Raw genomic sequence first — 17,188 nt, 5'->3', positions numbered from 1 at the left:
CGACGTTGAGTACACCAGAAATCGCGGTGGTGGGATTCGCCCACGCACCGCACGTGCCGGAGACCTTCGGCACCACCAACGGCGTCGAGATGCTCGTGCCGTGCTTCCAGCAGCTCTACGCCGATCTCGGCATCACCAAGTCCGATATCGACTTCTGGTGCTCCGGGTCGTCGGACTTCCTGGCCGGTCGCGCCTTCTCGTTCATCTCCGCGGTCGACGCGATCGGCGCCGTGCCGCCGATCAACGAGTCGCACGTCGAGATGGACGCGGCCTGGGCGCTGTACGAGGCGTGGGTGAAGCTGCTGTCCGGCCAGGCCGAGACCGCGCTCGTCTACGGCTTCGGCAAGTCCTCGGCCGCGGCGTCCATCCAGCAGGTACTGACCATGCAGCTCGATCCGTACCTGGTCGGGCCGCTGTGGCCGGACGCCGTGTCGATCGCGGGTCTGCAGGCCAGGGCCGGGCTGGACGCGGGCCGCTGGACCGAGCAGGAGATGGCCGCCGTCGCCGGTGGTGACATCGACGCACTGCTGGCCGCGCCGTATGTCGCCGATCCGCTGCGCGCCCACGACATCGCGCCGGTGACCGATGGTGCCGCCGCGATCGTGCTCGCGGTCGGCGATCGGGCCCGCGAACTGTGCGAGCGCCCGGCGTGGATCACCGGAATCGCGCACAACATCGATGCCCAGGCGCTAGGCGGACGCGACCTCACCCGCGCGCCGTCGGCCACCGCGGCGGCCGCCGCGGCCACCCGGGGCGACACCACCGGCTTCGACCTGGCCGAGCTGCACGCGCCGTTCAGTCATCAGCAGCTGATCCTGGCCGAGGCCATCGGCCTGCCCGCCGGGACCACGATCAACCCGTCCGGCGGCGCACTCGCCGCCAACCCGATGTTCGCGGCCGGTCTGGAGCGGATCGGCAATGCCGCCACCGCCATCATCTCCGGCGGCGCGAACCGGACCCTCGCTCATGCGACCAGTGGCCCCGCGCTGCAGCAGAACCTGGTCGCCGTTCTGGAATCGGAGGCACGATGAGCTTCCCCGCGGCGGTGCTCGGCACCGGCCAAACCCATCACGTGACGAAGCGCTCGGACGTGTCCATGGCGGGCATGTGCCGTGAGGCGATCGATCGCGCGCTCGACGACGCGGGCCTGACCATCGACGACATCGACGCCGTCGTCGTCGGCAAGGCGCCCGACTACTTCGAGGGCGTCATGATGCCGGAGCTGTATCTCGCCGAGGCCCTCGGTGCCGTCGGCAAGCCGCTGCTGCGCGTGCACACCGCCGGTTCGGTCGGCGGCTCCACCGGTGTCGTGGCCGCCAACCTGGTGCAGGCGGGCGTGCACGGCAAGGTACTCGCGATCGCGTGGGAGAAGCAGTCGGAGTCGAATGCCATGTGGGCGTTGTCGATTCCGGTGCCGTTCACCATGCCGGTCGGCGCGGGCGCGGGCGGCTACTTCGCCCCGCACGTGCGCTCCTACATCCGCCGCTCCAACGCCCCGGGGCACATCGGCGCGATGGTCGCGGTGAAGGACCGGCGCAACGGCGCCAAGAACCCGCTCGCCCATCTGCACCAGCCCGACATCACCATGGAGTCGGTGCTGGCCTCGCAGATGCTGTGGGACCCGATCCGGTTCGACGAGACCTGCCCGTCCTCCGACGGCGCCTGCGCCCTGGTGATCGGCAATGCCGAGGCCGCCGCGGTGGTCGAGGCCCAGGGCAAGAAGGTCGCCTGGGTGCACGGCACCGCGATGCGCACCGAGCCGACCACCTTCGCGGGCCGCGACCAGGTGAATCCGCAGGCGGGCCGGGACGCGGCCGCCGCGCTGTGGAAGTCGGCCGGGATCACCGACCCGCTCGAGGAGATCGACGTCGCCGAGATCTACGTGCCGTTCTCCTGGTTCGAGCCGATGTGGCTGGAGAACCTGGGCTTCGCGGCCGAGGGCGACGGCTGGAAGCTCACCGACAAGGGCGAGACCGAGATCGGCGGCCGCATCCCGGTGAACCCGTCCGGCGGCGTGCTCTCCTCCAACCCGATCGGCGCCTCCGGCCTGATCCGCTTCGCCGAAGCGGCCAAGCAGGTCATGGGCCGCGCGGGCGACTACCAGGTCGAGAACGCCCGCAAGGCGATGGGCCACGCGTACGGCGGTGGCTCCCAGTACTTCTCGATGTGGGTCGTGGGAAGCGAGCGACCGGAATGAAGTTCACCCTCGGTGTCGCGCTGAGCCCGCTCGACCAGCTCACCGAGCTGGCCAAGACGGCCGAAGAATGCGGATTCGCCTCGATCGGCCTGCCCGACTCGCTGTTCTACATGAAGTCCCAGGCGGCCGACTACCCGTACACCCCGGACGGCAGCCGGTTCTGGGGTCCGGAGACGCCGTGGGTCGACCCGTTGATCGCCGCGGCCTCGATGGCCGCGGTGACCACGACGCTGCGGTTCTACACCAACGTCCTCAAGCTCGGCTCGCGCAATCCGCTGCTGCTGGCCCGCCAGGTCGGCTCGATCGCCAACATGTCGGGCAACCGCTTCGGCTTCGGCATCGGGATCGGCTGGGCCCCCGAGGAATTCGAGTGGTGCGGGGTCCCCTACGCCCGTCGCGGCGCCCGGGTCGACGAGATGATCGAGATCATCCGGCTGGTGCTCGACGGCGGCATGGTCGAGTACCACGGCGAGTTCTTCGACTTCGACGAGTTGCAGATCAGCCCGGCGCCGAGCGAGCGGGTGCCGTTCTACGTCGGCGGGCACACCGGCCCCGCGCTGCGCCGGGCCGCCAAGATCGGTGACGGCTGGACCTCGGCGATGATGAAGTTCGACGACCTGGTCACCACCATCGCCAGCCTGCACGAGCTGCGCGCGGAGTACGACCGGTCCGACGTGCCGTTCGAGATCCAGGCCGTGTGCATCGACAAGTTCGGTCGCGACGGCTACCAGGATCTGGCCGACGCCGGCGTCACCGACACCATCGTGGTGCCGTGGCTCTCCGACGGGATCGGCTTCGACGGCGAGCTGGCGGCCAAGCAGGACTCGCTGCGCAAATTCGCCGCGAAGTACATCGCCGACCCCATCATCGGGAAGGACGAGTCATGACCGAGACAACGGTGGACCGCTCGGCGCGCGCGGCGGGCCTGGCCTCCCAGGCCGCGGTGCGGGCCAGGGACCGGGCGGCGTGGATCGCCCTGTTCGCGACCGACGGGATCGTCGAAGATCCGGTCGGCCCTTCGGGTTTCGACCCCGAGGGCGTCGGCCATCGCGGCCACGAGGCGATCGGCGCGTTCTGGGACAAGGCCATCGCGCTGACCGAGTCGATCGAGTTCCTCTTCGAGGACTCCTTCGCCTGCGGCAACGAGATCGCCTTCACCGGCAAGATCCGCACCACCATGGCGGGTCACGTGATCGATGCCGAGGGCGTGTTCACCTACAGGGTCGACGCCGAGGGCAAGATCGCCGCCCTGCGCGCGTTCTGGGAGGTGGACCGCGCCATGGCCACCACCCGCAAGGTGTCCTGAACCGCACCGACGAGAACAGCCCCGGACCTTTCGGTCCGGGGCTGTTTCGTTTCCGGGATATCAGTGCGCTACCGGGCACCCGGAGGTCTTGTAGTCGACCGGCAGTTCCTTGATGCCGTTGAGCCAGCCCGAGCGCAGGCGCTTGGGGTCGGCGACCTTGGTGATGTCGGGCAGGTGGTCGGCGATCGCGTTGAAGATCAGGTCGACCTCGAGCCGGGCCAGGTTCGCGCCGACGCAGAAGTGCGCGCCGGTGCCGCCGAAGGCCAGGTGCTGGTTGTCGGCCCGCATGATGTCGAACTTCTCCGGGTTCTCGAAGACGTCCTCGTCGAAGTTGGCCGACCGGTACAGCATCACCAGACGCTGCCCCTTCTTGATCTGCACGCCGCCGAGCTCGGTGTCCTCGAGCGCGGTGCGCTGGAAGGAGGTGACCGGGGTCGCCCAGCGGATGATCTCGTCCACCGCGGTGGCCGGGCGCTCCTTCTTGAAGAGCTCCCACTGGTCGGGGTTCTCCATGAACGCGACCATGCCGTGGCTGATGGCGTTGCGCGTGGTCTCGTTACCGGCGACCGCGAGCAGGATGACGAAGAAGCCGAACTCCTCCGGGGTGAGCGCCTCGCCGTCGACGTCGGCCTCGATCAGCGTGGTGACCAGGTCGTCGGTCGGGTTGGCCTTGCGCGCCTCGGCCATCTGGTACGAGTAGCCGAGCAGTTCCATCGACGCGGCGACCGGATCGATGTCGACATTGTCGGGATCGTCGTAGCCGGTCATGTCGTTGGACCACTCGAAGACCTTCATCCGGTCTTCCTGCGGCACGCCGATCAGCTCGGCGATCGCTTGCAGCGGCAACTCACAGGCGACCTGGGTGACGAAGTCGCCCGAGCCCGCCTCGGCGGCCGCCTTGACGATCTTCTCGGCCCGGTCCGACAGCTCGGCGCGCAGGCCGTTGACCGCGCGCGGGGTGAAGCCCTTGGCGATCAGCTTGCGGAGCTTGGTGTGCTCCGGCGCGTCCTTGTTGAGGATGACGAAGCGCTGCAGCTCGATCTGCTCGCGCTGGATGTCGTCGTTGAAGCGCGGGATCGCGGTGTTCTCGTAGGTGGAGAACACATCGCTGCGTCGCGACACTTCCTTCACGTCGGCGTGCTTGCTCACCACCCAGAAGCCGTCGTCATGGAAACCGCCGACGTCGGGCGACTGCGCATTCCACCAGATGGGGGCGGCCCGCCGCAGCTCGGCGAACTCCTCCACCGGGACACGCTCGGCGTAGATATCGGGGTCGGTGACGTCGAACCCGTCCGGCAGGTTCGGCCGGGTACCCGTCGCGTGACCGGGGCCGGCGTGTTCGGTGCGCGGATCTACCACCAGATGTCTCCTTCGACAAACTGAAACACGTTCTACAATCATTCAAGCACAGGGGTTGCCGTGACGGAAGAACCACGCGGTTTTACCCTGGGCACAGGAACAGAACTTGTTGCAGTTACGAGGGAGAATCAGATGGGCACACCCGTCATCGTCGAGGCCGTGCGTACTCCGATCGGTAAGCGCCGCGGACAGCTTTCGGGACTGCACGCGGCCGAACTGCTCGGACTGGCCCAGCGCGGGCTGCTCGATCGGGCCGGCATCGATCCGGCCGAGGTCGAGCAGGTGATCGGCGGCTGCGTCACCCAGGCGGGCGAGCAGTCCAACAACGTCACCCGGGTGGCGTGGCTGCACGCGGGCCTGCCCTGGCAGACCGGCGCCACCACCATCGACGCCCAGTGCGGCTCGGCCCAGCAGGCCAACCACCTCATCGCCGGCCTCATCGCGACCGGCGCGATCGACGTCGGCATGGCGTGTGGCGTCGAGGCCATGAGCCGGGTGCCGCTGGGCGCGAACGTCGGCACCGAGGCGGGCCCGCGCAGGCCCGCGTCGTGGTCGATCGACCTGCCCGACCAGTTCGGCGCCGCCGAGCGAATCGCCCGCAGGCGCGGCATCACCCGCGCCGATATCGACGGATTCGGTTTGCGCTCACAGCAATTGGCCGCCCAGGCGTGGGCCGAGGGCCGCTTCGACCGCGAGGTGCTCCCGGTCTCGGCGCCGGTGCTCGACAGCGAGGGCAACGCCACCGGCGAGAAGTTCGAGATGACCAGGGACCAGGGCTTGCGCGCCACCACGCTCGAGGGCCTGGCCGCGCTCAAGCCGGTCGTCGCCGACGGCATCCACACCGCGGGCACCTCGTCGCAGATCTCCGACGGCTCCGCCGCCGTGCTGCTGATGGACGAAACCGTCGCGCGCGACAAGGGTTTGCGCCCGCGGGCCCGCATCCGCACCCAGGTGCTCGTCGGCGCGGAGCCGGAGTTCCACCTCGACGGCCCGGTGCAGGCGTGCACCCGGCTGCTCGAGCGCTCCGGAATGAAGATTTCGGATATCGACCTTTTCGAGATCAATGAAGCATTCGCCTCCGTCGCACTTTCGTGGGCTTCTGTACATCAGCCGGACATGGACCGGGTAAATGTCAACGGCGGTGCGATCGCAATCGGGCATCCGGTCGGCTCCACCGGCTCCCGGCTCATCACGACGGCTTTGCACGAGCTGGAGCGAACCGGCAAGGGCACGGCCATGGTGCTCATGTGCGCAGGCGGCGCACTCGCCACCGGAACGATCATCGAACGCCTGTAGACTGACGATCACCGAAACCGGGCGCCCAGGTTGAACATTCATCCCAGGGCGCCCGGAACGTGTCGTACGCCACACAATCCAGGGGGCGAGGGGGAACATGAGACATCAGCTAACTTTGGGCTACCATCGACCTAAGGTTGAAGAACCCCGCGACGGGCACGAACCCGGGCACCCTCCGGCTCCACAAGAGTCGTTGGCGTGACCCGCAAACGCGACCGTCGCGGCCCCTGCACGCAGGTGAGCGTCGGAAACCGTAGAGAAATCCTGAATCAGGCGTAGGTTTTCAGTTACTGAGCCGCTAATATCAATGATACGTATCCGAGATAACGACTGTTAGTACAGTGAAGGGAATTGGGCGGCTCACAATGGCTGATTTCGCGGCGCGGCTGAACAAGCTGTTCGAAACCGTGCATCCCCCGGGGCGCAAGCCGCACACCAACGCAGAGGTTGCGGCTGCGCTGACTGCCTCCGGGCATCCGATCTCGAAGCCGTATCTCTCGCAGCTGCGGTCGGGACAACGAACGAACCCGTCCGACGAGACGGTGGCCGCCCTGGCGAAGTTCTTCAAGGTCAAGCCTGACTACTTCTTCAACGACATCTACGCGGCCAAGATCGATCACGACCTGGAGCTGCTCGCGCAGCTGCAGGGCTACGGGCTGCGTCGACTGTCCAGCAGGGCATTCGACCTCTCGGAAGAATCACAGAATTTGCTCACCTCCATGGCGGAGAAGTTGCGGGCGAGCGAAGGTTTGCCCGAAATTCCGCCGGACGGAACGGAATAGGAACCACAGAGCGGTCGGCCTGACGCACCTGATGGTGTCCTGGGACCGGCCGTGACAGACGGATACGTGCACAGTGAACGGGCCTGAGACGGTGTGATCCACCAGCTCAGGCCCGTTCTCTGTACTCGTTTCAGCTCGAAGCGGCGGCGCTCTTCGGCGCGGCGCCCGCGGCGGCGACCGCCGAGTCGTACTCGGAGGCGATCGCCAGCACCCAGCCGCGCGGACTCACTCCGGGCGGGGGCGCGATCCAGCGCGCGTCGACGAACAAGTCCCCCAACGGATCTCGCACCCACTCGGCGACGACCGCGGCCCGCTCCGGTACCGACGCGGGCGGCTCGCCCGCCGCCGGGATGACGATGCCGCTGCCGGAGAGCAGGTACAGCGCGTCCATCACCTGGGCCACGTGGTCGGACGCCTTGAGCTGCGTCGACGTGGCGTTCTGCTCGGGCGCGACCACATCGGGGAAGCGGCCGACCATCAGCTTGTGCAACGGCCGGATCCGGCGCAGCAGAATCCGGGCCCGCCACCACAACTCGACCACGATCGACACCGCGCCGAACGCGATCAGCAGGCTCGCGATCTCCCAGGCCTGCCAGCCCCAGGTCGGCTCGCCGGGCGGGGACGGCTCGGCGTGCTGGAAGGCGCGGCCCGCGTTGGCGACCGCGAGCACGGCGACCAAAGCCGTTCCCGCCGTGTAGATCGCGATGCCGCGACCCAGGGTGGTCCAATCCAGGTTGCGCAGACCGGTGGTCACGATGAACACCGCGCCGAGCGCGACCACGATCCAGCCGAAGGTGAACGACCACCCCAGCGTGATCGCGATGGCGAGCGCGCCGATGCCGTAGACCACCATCGCGATCTGGCGCAGATTGCGCCGCGAGACCACCGGCCACGCGGCCGAGGCGACCACCGAGGTGGCGGTGGTGAACAGAATCCACGCCGAATCCACGATGCCGGTGGACAACCACCCGCTACGCACCCCGCCGGGCAGCAGATTATCGACGGCCACCGCGATATCGGGAATCGCGACGGTCGACGCGAGCGCGACAGCGGCGACCGCGACGACGATGGCGACGCGGGCGGTCGTCGCGGGCTTCACCAGCACGCGACCCACTCGCGCACCCGCGGCAACCCAGACCAGCAGGGCTGTCAACCAGAGTGTCATCCGAGTGCCTCATCGAATCGAAGGACCGAGACGCCTGCGCCCCGGTTGTTGAAGACGCGCAGCCGGGTCATGAGCATGGCCGCGAAGGTCTCGGCCTCCCACTCGGCGAGATCGTCGGCGCCGTCGTCGACGATCTGCGCGTGGGCGCGCTGACTGAGCATGTAGGCGATCAGGTCGTCGCTGACCTCGAGCGTCGTCTCCACCGCGGGGGCACCTTCGTGGTCGAAGACGATGTGGCCGAGTTCGTGCGCGAGGGTGTGATCCCGGCTCGGCAGGGCATCGGCCAGGACGATGATGTCGCGTTCCGGGTAGAACCGGCGCTGGCCGCACACGCCCGGGCCCAATTGCGCGCTGGTGATCTCGATTTCACGCTGCCGCTCCAGCGAGATCGCCGCGACCACCTCATCGAGGGTGGTCGCGTCGGAGTCGGCGGCGACCGCGCACACCGCGTCGACCGCTGCGGCGACGCGGCGGTAGGACCGGGAGGTGCTCTGGGTCTTGCTCTTGCTCATCGAAGATCCCCTCACGACCTCGGTCCGAAGAATTCGGCACGCGCCGCGTTCACCCGTGCCTGGGCGGCCGCGGCACCTTGGAAACTCACTGCGCCCGAACCGGTTCCGGCCAGGGTCAACGCGATCAGGCCGCCGATCACCGACAGCAGCTTCGGTTCGGGCAGACCGCTGTTGTCGCTGGTCGGCTTGAACTCGGGGTTCGGCTTGGCGGCGGGCGCCGGCGCGGCGGCCGCGGGCGGCGCGGCGGGCGCCTCGACCGCGGGCGGCGCCGCGGCCGGAACCGGTGCTGCCACAGCGATATTCGGGGCGGAGACCGACGGCGCGCCGGGCGCGGGCGGAATCGCGATCGAGGGCAGGGCCGGCGCGGCCGGGACGGAAGGGACCTGGAGCAGCAGCAGCAACAGCAGCGGGGAGGCGGAGCCGACCGCGGCGGAACCGACGGCAGCCGAACCGACCGCGGCCGAACCAGTGCCCGCGGAACCGACGGCGGCCGAACCGATACCGGCCGAGCCCACCGCGGCCGAACCGGTGCCGAGCAGGGCGGAGCCGAGGCCGAGGGTGGCGGACCCGGTGCCCACCGCGGCCGAGCCGACGGCGGCCGAACCGGTGCCGAGCACCGCGGCCGCACCGGCCGAACCCGTACCGAGAATCGCGGCCGCACCGGCCGAACCGGTCGCGAGGACCGCGCCCGCGCCCGCCGAGCCGGTACCGAGGACCGCGGCGACGCCCGCCGATCCGGTGCCGAGAATCGCGCCGACACCCGCCGAACCGGAACCGAGCAGCAGGCCGAGACCGGCCGAGCCCGTACCGAGGACCGCGCCCGCGGCCGCCGAGCCCGCCGCCGAACCGGCGGCCGCGGAACCCGCGGCGGAACCGGAACCGGCGACTTCCTTCTTGGGGATGTCCTGGGCGACCTGGCCGGGGATGGTCAGCGGCTGCCACTCGCCCTCGCCGGCGACCGGCGCACCCGAGGGGCGCTGCGGATCGGCCTGGCCGGGCCCGGTGGTGCCGTCGGCGCCGCTCTGACCGTTGTTGTTGCCCTGAGTGCCGGCACCGGAACCGCTGGGGAGGCGCAGTTCGGTGGGCTTGCCGGTGTTCTGACCACCGTTGTTCGGACTGTTGTCGTCCTGGCCGCTGCTGCCACTCCCCGGCGCCTGCGCGGCGGGAGTCGGCGGTTTCTCCGGCGCGGCGACGGCGACTACCGCCGGACCCAGTAGAGCGGAACCGGCCAGCACGCTCGCAGCGGCAAGTACGCGCAAGATGCGACCAACGGCCATGCGCTTGTCATCCCCTTAGTTTTTCAGCGCAGCATTACCCCCGGTCGCGACACATTCCGGGATCGACGAACAGTAGCCCATAGTAAACCCACCCCTGATTCCACGCAGAAGAGAGCAAGAGTCGTCCAGCCCCCTGAACGTGTGTGACATGCCATAAGCGCAGGCCGGGGAGGTTTCCCCGGCCTGCGCTCATAGAGTTTGCTATGCGCCGTACACCGGCTCCGGCGGAGTGCTCTTCTCGATCAGTTCGGCCACCACCGGACCCAGCTCAGCGGGGTTCCAGCGGGCACCGCGGTCGACCGGGGCGCCGTGCCGCCAGCCCTGCGCGAGCGCCACCTTTCCGCCCTCGACCTCGAACATCCGGCCGGTCACGCCCGCCGACTCGGTGCTGCCGAGCCACACGACGAGCGGGGAGATGTTCTCCGGCGCCATGGCGTCGAAGCCCGCGTCCGGGGCGGCCATGGTGTCGGCGAAGACCGTCTCGGTCATCCGGGTGCGGGCGGCGGGCGCGATGGCGTTCACGGTCACGCCGTAGCGGCCGAACTCGGCCGAAGCGGTGAGGGTGAGACCGGCGATACCCGCCTTGGCCGCACCGTAGTTGCCCTGGCCGACGCTGCCCTGCAGACCGGCGCCGGAGCTGGTGTTGATGACGCGGGCGTCGACCGGACGACCGGCCTTGGCCTCGCCGCGCCAGTACTCGGCCGCGTGCCGCATGGTGGCGAAGTGGCCCTTGAGGTGCACGCGGACCACCGCGTCCCACTCGTCCTCACCCAGGTTGACCAGCATCCGGTCGCGCACGAAACCGGCGTTGTTGACCAGCACGTCCAGACCACCGAAGGTGTCGACGGCCTGGCGGATCAGGTTGCGGGCGCCCTCCCAGTCGGCGACGTCGTCGTAGTTGGCGACGGCCTCGCCACCGGCGGCGACGATCTCGTCGACCACCTGCTGGGCCGGGGTCTCGGTGGTCGCGGCGCCGTCGAGCGCGGTGCCGACATCGTTGACCACCACCTTCGCGCCCGCCGCGGCGAAGGCCAGCGCGTGCGCGCGGCCGATCCCGCGGCCTGCGCCGGTGACGATGACGGTGCGGCCCGCGCAGATCAACTGCTGGTCGTCCATGTGAAAGCTCCTGTGTCTATCGGTGGGTCTAGTGGTTGGCGTTGGCGGCGTCCAGGAAGGCCGGGCGTTCGCCGCCGCCGTGGACGAGCAGGGTGGCGCCGCTGACGTGCGCGGCCAGCGGGGAGGCCAGGAACAGCGCGGCGTTGCCCACGTCGGCGGGGTTGGCGAGGCGGCCGAGCGGCACCGTCCGCGCCACGGCCGCCACGCCGTCGGCGTCGCCGTAGTGCAGGTGGCTGAGCTCGGTCTCCACCGGGCCGACGACCACCGAGTTGAGCCGAACCTTGGGCGCCCATTCGACGGCCAGCGAGGTGGCCAGGTTGTCCAGGCCCGCCTTGGCGGCGCCGTAGGCGGCGGTGCCCGGCGACGGCCGGTGCCCGCTGACGCTGGTGATCATCACGATCGAGCCGCCCGCGTCCTGCTTCTGCATGACCGCGTTGGCCTGCTGCGAGATGAGCAGCGGCGCGAGCAGATTCAGCTCCACGATCTTGGCGTGGAACTTGGGGCTCGCGGCGTCGGCCATCGCGAACGGGGCACCGCCCGCGTTGTTCACCACATGGTCGATCCGGCCGTGCCTGGCGACGATCTCGGCGAACATCGCGGCGACGGCGTCGGGGTCACGCACATCGCAGGTGAGGTGTTCGGTGCCGCGATCCCCCACCGTGATCGGTTCGTCGGCGGGCCTGCGCGCGCAGGTCAGCACGGTCGCGCCCGCGGCGAGGAAGGCCCGGCTGATACCGGCGCCGACACCGCGGACTCCGCCTGTCACCAGAACGATCTGCTCGGAAAGGTCGATTTCTACAGCCACCGTGCTAACCTACCAAGCAATTGCTTGCTTTGTCTCGGGTTCGCCGAGGCGCGCACGATGGGACTTGCGATGGGGATAAACCGTCACACCGAAACCGAGGGCGTCGAAGTCGTCACTGTCGACTACCCGCCGGTCAACGCACTACCGTCCGACGGTTGGTTCGCCCTGGCCGACGCCGTCCGGGCGGCCGGGCGTAATCCGGAGACCCGGGTGGTCGTGCTGCGGGCCGAGGGCCGCGGCTTCAACGCCGGCGTCGACATCAAGGAGATGAACGCCGACACCGGCCACACCGCGCTGATCCGCGCGAACCACGGCTGCTTCGACGCCTTCGCGGCCGTCTACGACTGCGAGGTCCCCGTGGTGACCGCCGTCAACGGCTTCTGCCTCGGCGGCGGCATCGGCCTGGTCGGCAACTCGGATGTGATCATCGCCTCCGACGACGCCACCTTCGGCCTGCCCGAGGTGGACCGTGGCGCGCTCGGCGCGGCCACCCACCTGGCCCGGCTGGTCCCCCAGCACCTGATGCGGACCATGTTCTACACCGCGGGCAAGCTCACCGCCCAGCAGCTGCACCACTACGGCTCGGTGTACCAGGTGGTGCCGCGCGCCGAGCTCGACGCCGCGGCCATGGAGGTCGCCAAGAACATCGCGAACAAGGACGGCCGCGTGATCCGGGCCGCCAAGCGCGCGCTCAACGGCATCGACGTGCAGGACGTGCACCGCTCCTACCGCTACGAGCAGGGCTTCACCATGGAGCTCAACCTCGCCGGCGTCGCCGATGAGATCCGGGCGCGTTTCGACGACGATCTCGCCGCGCAGAAGAAGGAGAAGTAGACGCCATGCGCGACAAGAGAATGACGCTCGACGAGGTCGTCGGCGAGCTGCGCAGCGGCATGACCATCGGCATCGGCGGCTGGGGTTCCCGGCGCAAGCCGATGGCGCTGGTGCGCGCGCTGCTGCGCTCGGACGTCACCGATCTGACCGTGGTCACCTACGGCGGCCCCGACCTGGGCCTGCTGTGCTCGGCGGGCAAGGTGCGCAAGGCGTACTACGGCTTCGTCTCGCTGGATTCGGCGCCCTTCTACGATCCGTGGTTCGCCAAGGCGCGCACCGAGGGCGCGATCACCGTGCGCGAGATGGACGAGGGCATGGTCAAGTGCGGTCTGCAGGCCGCGGCCGCCCGGCTGCCGTTCCTGCCGATCCGGGCCGGTCTCGGCTCCTCGGTCATCGACTTCTGGGACGGCGAGCTGGCGACGGTCCAGTCGCCGTACCCGGCCGCCGACGGCCGGACCGAGACGCTCGTCGCCATGCCGGCGCTGAACCTCGACGCCGCCTTCGTGCACCTGGATCTGGCCGACAAGCACGGCAACGCCGCCTACACCGGCGTCGACCCGTACTTCGACGATCTCTACTGCCTGGCCGCCGAACGGCGCTACGTCTCGGTGGATCGCATCGTCGAGACCGAGGAACTGGTGAAAGCCGTTCCGCAGCAGTCGATCATCCTCAACCGCATGCTGGTCGACGGCGTCGTCGAATCGCCCGGCGGCGCGCACTTCACCTTCTCCGGCAGCTACGGCCGCGACGAGAAGTTCCAGAAGCACTATGTGGCCGCCGCGGCGACTCCCGAGTCGTGGGCCGAGTTCAAGGCTCGCTACCTGGATGTCTCCGAGGACGAATACCAGGCCGCTGTTACCGCTTTCGCCGAGGAGCAGAAGCTATGACGATTACCCGTGCTGAAGTCTGCGTGGTCGCCGCCGCAGAGATCTTCCGCGGAGCCGGTGAGATCATGGCGAGCCCGATGTCGACGGTCACCACCATCGGTGCCCGGCTGGCCCGGCTCACCTTCGAGCCCGACCTGCTGCTGTCCGACGGCGAGGCGCTGTTCTTCGCCGAGGTTCCGGCGATCGGCGCGAAAGCCCCGGTCGAGGGCTGGATTCCGTTCTCCAAGGTGTTCGACGTGGTCGCCTCCGGCCGTCGGCACGTGGTGATGGGCGCCAACCAGATCGACCGGTTCGGCAACCAGAACCTGTCGGCCTTCGGTCCGCTGCAACAGCCGACCCGGCAGATGTTCGGCGTGCGCGGCGCGCCGGGCAACACCATCAACCACGCCACCAGCTACTTCGTGCCCCGGCACAACAAGCGGGTGTTCGTCGATCAGGTCGACATCATCTCCGGCATCGGTTACGACCGCATCGATCCCGAGAACCCGGCCTACCGCTTCCACCACCTGCACCGCGTGGTGACCAACCTGGGCGTGTTCGACTTCAACGGCCCCGACCACACCCTGCGCGCGCTGTCGCTGCATCCGGGCGTGAGCGCCGACGAGGTCGCCGAGAACACCTCCTTCGAGGTCGCCGAGCTGGGAACCGCGGGCGAGACCCGGCTGCCCTCCGAGGAAGAACTGCGGATCATCCGTACCGTGCTCGACCCCAAGGGCTTCCGGGAGAAGGAAGTGGCGGCGTGAGCGCGCGGCTGCATACTCCGCTGACCGAGCTGGTCGGCATCGAGCATCCGGTCGTGCAGACCGGCATGGGCTGGGTCGCCGGTCCGCGCCTGGTCGCGGCCACCGCCAACGCGGGCGGCCTCGGCATCCTGGCCTCGGCCACGATGACCTTCGAGGAGCTCGAGGCGGCGATCGCCAAGACCAAGTCGCTCACCACCAAGCCGTTCGGCGTGAACATCCGCGCCGACGCGACCGACGCCACCGCGCGCATCGACCTGCTCATCCGCGAGCAGGTCAAGGTCGCCTCCTTCGCGCTCGCGCCGAAGCAGAACCTCATCGCCAAGCTGAAAGACGCCGGTGTGGTGGTGGTTCCGTCGATCGGCGCCGCCAAGCACGCGGTGAAGGTGGCCTCCTGGGGCGCCGACGCGGTGATCGTGCAGGGCGGCGAGGGCGGTGGGCACACCGGCCCGGTCGCCACCACGCTGCTGCTGCCGTCGGTGCTCGACGCCGTCGACATCCCGGTGATCGCGGCGGGCGGCTTCTTCGACGGGCGCGGCCTGGCCGCCGCGCTGTCCTACGGCGCGGCCGGTGTCGCGATGGGCACTCGCTTCCTGCTCACCCAGGAGAGCACCGTCCCCGAGGCCGTGAAGCAGGAGTACCTGGCGCGCGGCCTGCAGGACACGGTGGTCTCGGTGAAGGTCGACGGCATGCCGCACCGGATGCTGAACACCGAATTGGTCGACAAGCTGGAGCATTCCGGCGGCTGGCGCGGACTGTCGGCGGCGGTCGGCAACGCGGCCAAGTTCAAGTCCATGACCGGCATGAAGTGGTCGACGATCATGCGCGACGGTCTCGCCATGCGCAAGACCAAGGACCTCAGCTGGTCCCAGGTCGTCATGGCGGCGAACTCGGCGATGCTGACCAAGGCCGGTCTCGTCGAGGGCCGCACCGACGCGGGCGTGCTGCCCGCGGGCCAGGTCACCGGCATCATCGACAGCCTGCCGACCGTGGCCGAGCTGATCGACGGGATCGTCGCCGACGCCGTCGCCCGGATCGAGGCCGTCTCGGCGCTGACCACCGAGCCTGCCGCCGAGGCCCACTGACCAGGAGCCGTACCCGGCTCCCACCACAAGCTCGCCCCCGATCGACGGCCCAGAGCCAACCGTCGGTCACCATGGGGCGATCGAACACCGGACCCGGTGCCGCACTCACGAGGTGCGCACCGGGTCCGGTGCTCTTTTCGGGCTCGGCGCGCGCACACGACCCAGCACGACACGGGCTCGAAGCCGTCGCCGACGTCATCCGGTCGCCTAGAATTTGCCGGGCATCGATATCACCGTGGGAGGTAGCGGGGAAACCGGTCGCCATCCGCAATTCCGGCCTCGTCGCTGCTGGTATGCGAGATGATTGCCGAATCCTTCGGCCCGCGTCCGCCCCACCGGCACCACCGATCCGGAGGAGTAGCGCGATGACAGCCTCGGAACAGACCGCGACGAAGAAGATGCCGCTGCTGACCTTGTCGGCGATGGTGGTCGGCTCGATGGTCGGTGCCGGCGTCTTCTCGCTGCCGCGCAACTTCGGGCAGGCCACCGGCGGATTCGGCGCGATCATCGCCTGGACGATCGCCGGTACCGGAATGCTGATGCTGGCGTTCGTCTTCCAGACGCTGGCCGTGCGCAAGCCCGACCTCGACGCCGGTGTCTACGCCTACGCCAAGGCCGGGTTCGGCGAGTACCTCGGCTTCTTCTCCGCGTTCGGATACTGGGCGAGCGCCTGCGTCGGCAATGTCAGCTACTGGGTGCTGATCAAGTCCACCCTCGGGCAGGTGCTGCCGATCTTCGGCGAGGGCAACACCGTGCCCGCGGTGCTGCTGTCGACGGTGTGCATCTGGGCGTTCCATTTCATGGTGCTGCGCGGAGTGCAGGAGGCCGCGACCATCAACCAGATCGTCACCGTGGCCAAACTGGTGCCGATCCTGGTGTTCATCGTGGTGCTGCTGTTCTACTTCGACCCCGGTGTCTTCGCGGACAACTTCTGGGGCGGCGAGGCGTACTCCGAATCGCTGGTCGAACAGGTGCGTTCGACCATGCTGGTGACGGTCTTCGTCTTCCTCGGCATCGAGGGCGCGAGCGTGTACTCCAGGTACGCGCGCAAGCGCGAGGACATCGGCCGCGCCACCGTGCTCGGATTCGTCAGCGTGCTCGCCATTTTCGCGTCGGTGACCATGGTGTCGTTCGGCATCATGCCGCGCGACGAACTGGCCGCCGCGCAGCAGCCCTCGATGTCGCCGGTCTTCGAATCCGCCGTCGGCACCTGGGGCGCCTGGTTCATCAGCATCGGCCTGATCATCTCGGTTCTCGGCGCTTACCTGGCCTGGACGCTGATGGCCGCCGAGGTGCTGTTCGTCGCGGCGAAGGACCGGGACATGCCGTCGTTCCTGGCTCGGGTCAACAACGCCGATGTGCCCGCGGTCGCGCTGGTCTTCACCACGGTGCTGATCCAGATCGTGCTGGTCACGACACTGTTCTCGGACGACGCCTTCACCTTCACCCTCAAGCTGTGCAGTTCGCTGTCGCTGGTGCCGTACCTGCTGGCCGCGGCCTACGCGCTCAAGCTCGCCTACACCAGGGAGACCTACGAGCGGATCCAGCCGGGCGACCGCACCAAAGAGCTCCTCATCGCCTTCGTCGCCACGTTCTACACCGCGTTCATGCTCGTCGCGGCCGGACTCGAGTTCCTGCTGCTGTCGTGCATCATCTACGCGCCCGGCACCCTCCTGTTCGTCCTGACCCGTCGCGAGGCGGGCAAGCGGGCGTTCTCACCCTGGGAGGCGGTGCTGTTCGCCGCCGTCGCCCTCGGCGCCGTGGTCGGCATCGTCGGCCTGGCGACCGGAGCCATCTCGATCTGAGTCCGTCGATCTTTCGAGGAGC

The 17,188-nt window shown here is 68.9% G+C and carries 17 protein-coding genes; 11 read left to right on the top strand and 6 right to left on the bottom strand.

What is annotated here, in order from left to right:
- Window positions 1-5: 5 nt before the first annotated feature.
- Genes AB0L91_RS14635 through AB0L91_RS14620 form a run of 4 tightly spaced genes read left to right on the top strand, consistent with a single transcriptional unit; the run spans window position 6 to window position 3,503 of the window.
- Window positions 6-1,031: a thiolase domain-containing protein gene (locus tag AB0L91_RS14635; protein ID WP_357346265.1), complete on the top strand. Its 1,026-nt coding sequence runs from the start codon at window positions 6-8 to the stop codon at window positions 1,029-1,031.
- Window positions 1,028-2,197, top strand: coding sequence for a thiolase domain-containing protein (locus AB0L91_RS14630; protein ID WP_365010116.1), 1,170 nt, complete (start codon window positions 1,028-1,030; stop codon window positions 2,195-2,197). The genes AB0L91_RS14635 and AB0L91_RS14630 overlap by 4 nt, the downstream gene beginning before the upstream one ends.
- On the top strand, window positions 2,194-3,084 hold the full coding sequence (locus tag AB0L91_RS14625; RefSeq protein WP_365010114.1) for a TIGR03619 family F420-dependent LLM class oxidoreductase: 891 nt from the start codon (window positions 2,194-2,196) through the stop codon (window positions 3,082-3,084). Before AB0L91_RS14630 ends, AB0L91_RS14625 begins: the two co-directional genes overlap by 4 nt.
- A complete protein-coding gene (locus AB0L91_RS14620; RefSeq protein ID WP_365010111.1) occupies window positions 3,081-3,503 on the top strand; it encodes a nuclear transport factor 2 family protein in 423 nt (140 codons plus the stop codon). The genes AB0L91_RS14625 and AB0L91_RS14620 overlap by 4 nt, the downstream gene beginning before the upstream one ends.
- A 60-nt stretch (window positions 3,504-3,563) precedes the next feature.
- Here AB0L91_RS14620 and AB0L91_RS14615 read toward each other — a convergent pair whose 3' ends face one another.
- Window positions 3,564-4,862: a cytochrome P450 gene (locus AB0L91_RS14615; RefSeq protein WP_365010108.1), complete on the bottom strand. Its 1,299-nt coding sequence runs from the start codon at window positions 4,860-4,862 to the stop codon at window positions 3,564-3,566.
- Window positions 4,863-4,994: 132 nt separating this feature from the next.
- Between AB0L91_RS14615 and AB0L91_RS14610 the strand changes: the two genes are divergently transcribed.
- Complete coding sequence (locus AB0L91_RS14610) at window positions 4,995-6,158, top strand: steroid 3-ketoacyl-CoA thiolase (RefSeq protein WP_355270832.1); 1,164 nt, start codon at window positions 4,995-4,997, stop codon at window positions 6,156-6,158.
- A 365-nt stretch (window positions 6,159-6,523) separates the two neighbouring features.
- Window positions 6,524-6,940 carry a helix-turn-helix domain-containing protein gene (locus tag AB0L91_RS14605; protein ID WP_019044759.1) on the top strand — a complete coding sequence of 139 codons (417 nt, stop codon included), beginning with the start codon at window positions 6,524-6,526 and terminating at the stop codon, window positions 6,938-6,940.
- Between the two features lie 130 nt (window positions 6,941-7,070).
- On the opposite strand, the gene AB0L91_RS14600 is transcribed toward AB0L91_RS14605, so the two are convergent.
- The 5 genes from AB0L91_RS14600 to AB0L91_RS14580 all read right to left on the bottom strand — a co-directional run bounded on the left by AB0L91_RS14600 (window position 7,071) and on the right by AB0L91_RS14580 (window position 11,815).
- On the bottom strand, window positions 7,071-8,105 hold the full coding sequence (locus AB0L91_RS14600) for a hypothetical protein (protein ID WP_355270831.1): 1,035 nt from the start codon (window positions 8,103-8,105) through the stop codon (window positions 7,071-7,073).
- Entirely contained in the window at window positions 8,102-8,617 is a 516-nt protein-coding gene (locus tag AB0L91_RS14595) for an ImmA/IrrE family metallo-endopeptidase (protein WP_019044757.1), read from the bottom strand. The genes AB0L91_RS14600 and AB0L91_RS14595 overlap by 4 nt, the downstream gene beginning before the upstream one ends.
- Before the next feature lie 11 nt (window positions 8,618-8,628).
- On the bottom strand, window positions 8,629-9,894 hold the full coding sequence (locus AB0L91_RS14590) for a hypothetical protein (RefSeq protein ID WP_365010104.1): 1,266 nt from the start codon (window positions 9,892-9,894) through the stop codon (window positions 8,629-8,631).
- Between the two features lie 201 nt (window positions 9,895-10,095).
- The gene (locus AB0L91_RS14585; RefSeq protein WP_357346261.1) at window positions 10,096-11,010 is read right to left on the bottom strand and encodes an SDR family oxidoreductase; all 915 of its coding nucleotides are present in this window, start codon (window positions 11,008-11,010) and stop codon (window positions 10,096-10,098) included.
- Window positions 11,011-11,038: 28 nt separating this feature from the next.
- Window positions 11,039-11,815: an SDR family oxidoreductase gene (locus tag AB0L91_RS14580; protein ID WP_355270825.1), complete on the bottom strand. Its 777-nt coding sequence runs from the start codon at window positions 11,813-11,815 to the stop codon at window positions 11,039-11,041.
- A gap of 69 nt (window positions 11,816-11,884) precedes the next feature.
- Here AB0L91_RS14580 and AB0L91_RS14575 point away from each other — a divergent pair, with 69 nt between their 5' ends.
- The 5 genes from AB0L91_RS14575 to AB0L91_RS14555 all read left to right on the top strand — a co-directional run bounded on the left by AB0L91_RS14575 (window position 11,885) and on the right by AB0L91_RS14555 (window position 17,166).
- Window positions 11,885-12,649 carry an enoyl-CoA hydratase family protein gene (locus AB0L91_RS14575; protein WP_355270823.1) on the top strand — a complete coding sequence of 255 codons (765 nt, stop codon included), beginning with the start codon at window positions 11,885-11,887 and terminating at the stop codon, window positions 12,647-12,649.
- Between the two features lie 5 nt (window positions 12,650-12,654).
- Window positions 12,655-13,536, top strand: a complete 882-nt coding sequence (locus AB0L91_RS14570) for a CoA-transferase (protein ID WP_357346260.1) — start codon at window positions 12,655-12,657, stop codon at window positions 13,534-13,536.
- Window positions 13,533-14,279, top strand: a complete 747-nt coding sequence (locus tag AB0L91_RS14565; RefSeq protein ID WP_357346259.1) for a CoA-transferase — start codon at window positions 13,533-13,535, stop codon at window positions 14,277-14,279. Before AB0L91_RS14570 ends, AB0L91_RS14565 begins: the two co-directional genes overlap by 4 nt.
- Window positions 14,276-15,361, top strand: coding sequence for a nitronate monooxygenase (locus AB0L91_RS14560; protein WP_365010098.1), 1,086 nt, complete (start codon window positions 14,276-14,278; stop codon window positions 15,359-15,361). Before AB0L91_RS14565 ends, AB0L91_RS14560 begins: the two co-directional genes overlap by 4 nt.
- Before the next feature lie 365 nt (window positions 15,362-15,726).
- On the top strand, window positions 15,727-17,166 hold the full coding sequence (locus AB0L91_RS14555) for a basic amino acid/polyamine antiporter (RefSeq protein ID WP_365010096.1): 1,440 nt from the start codon (window positions 15,727-15,729) through the stop codon (window positions 17,164-17,166).
- Window positions 17,167-17,188 lie beyond the last annotated feature (22 nt).

Origin of the sequence: Nocardia sp. NPDC051833, from assembly GCF_040681225.1 — a bacterium.
GTDB lineage: Bacteria > Actinomycetota > Actinomycetes > Mycobacteriales > Mycobacteriaceae > Nocardia.
This window is presented reverse-complemented; position numbering and strand designations above follow the sequence as displayed.

What these genes read in the sequence shown, in the direction of transcription:
- AB0L91_RS14610 (WP_355270832.1), top strand. Translation starts at nt 4,995, where the DNA reads ATGGGCACACCCGTCATCGTCGAGGCCGTGCGTACTCCGATCGGTAAG.
- AB0L91_RS14605 (WP_019044759.1), top strand. Translation starts at nt 6,524, where the DNA reads ATGGCTGATTTCGCGGCGCGGCTGAACAAGCTGTTCGAAACCGTGCAT.
- AB0L91_RS14630 (WP_365010116.1), top strand. Translation starts at nt 1,028, where the DNA reads ATGAGCTTCCCCGCGGCGGTGCTCGGCACCGGCCAAACCCATCACGTG.
- AB0L91_RS14625 (WP_365010114.1), top strand. Translation starts at nt 2,194, where the DNA reads ATGAAGTTCACCCTCGGTGTCGCGCTGAGCCCGCTCGACCAGCTCACC.
- AB0L91_RS14600 (WP_355270831.1), bottom strand. Translation starts at nt 8,105, where the DNA reads ATGACACTCTGGTTGACAGCCCTGCTGGTCTGGGTTGCCGCGGGTGCG.
- AB0L91_RS14565 (WP_357346259.1), top strand. Translation starts at nt 13,533, where the DNA reads ATGACGATTACCCGTGCTGAAGTCTGCGTGGTCGCCGCCGCAGAGATC.
- AB0L91_RS14570 (WP_357346260.1), top strand. Translation starts at nt 12,655, where the DNA reads ATGCGCGACAAGAGAATGACGCTCGACGAGGTCGTCGGCGAGCTGCGC.
- AB0L91_RS14585 (WP_357346261.1), bottom strand. Translation starts at nt 11,010, where the DNA reads ATGGACGACCAGCAGTTGATCTGCGCGGGCCGCACCGTCATCGTCACC.
- AB0L91_RS14590 (WP_365010104.1), bottom strand. Translation starts at nt 9,894, where the DNA reads ATGGCCGTTGGTCGCATCTTGCGCGTACTTGCCGCTGCGAGCGTGCTG.
- AB0L91_RS14555 (WP_365010096.1), top strand. Translation starts at nt 15,727, where the DNA reads ATGACAGCCTCGGAACAGACCGCGACGAAGAAGATGCCGCTGCTGACC.
- AB0L91_RS14620 (WP_365010111.1), top strand. Translation starts at nt 3,081, where the DNA reads ATGACCGAGACAACGGTGGACCGCTCGGCGCGCGCGGCGGGCCTGGCC.
- AB0L91_RS14575 (WP_355270823.1), top strand. Translation starts at nt 11,885, where the DNA reads ATGGGGATAAACCGTCACACCGAAACCGAGGGCGTCGAAGTCGTCACT.
- AB0L91_RS14595 (WP_019044757.1), bottom strand. Translation starts at nt 8,617, where the DNA reads ATGAGCAAGAGCAAGACCCAGAGCACCTCCCGGTCCTACCGCCGCGTC.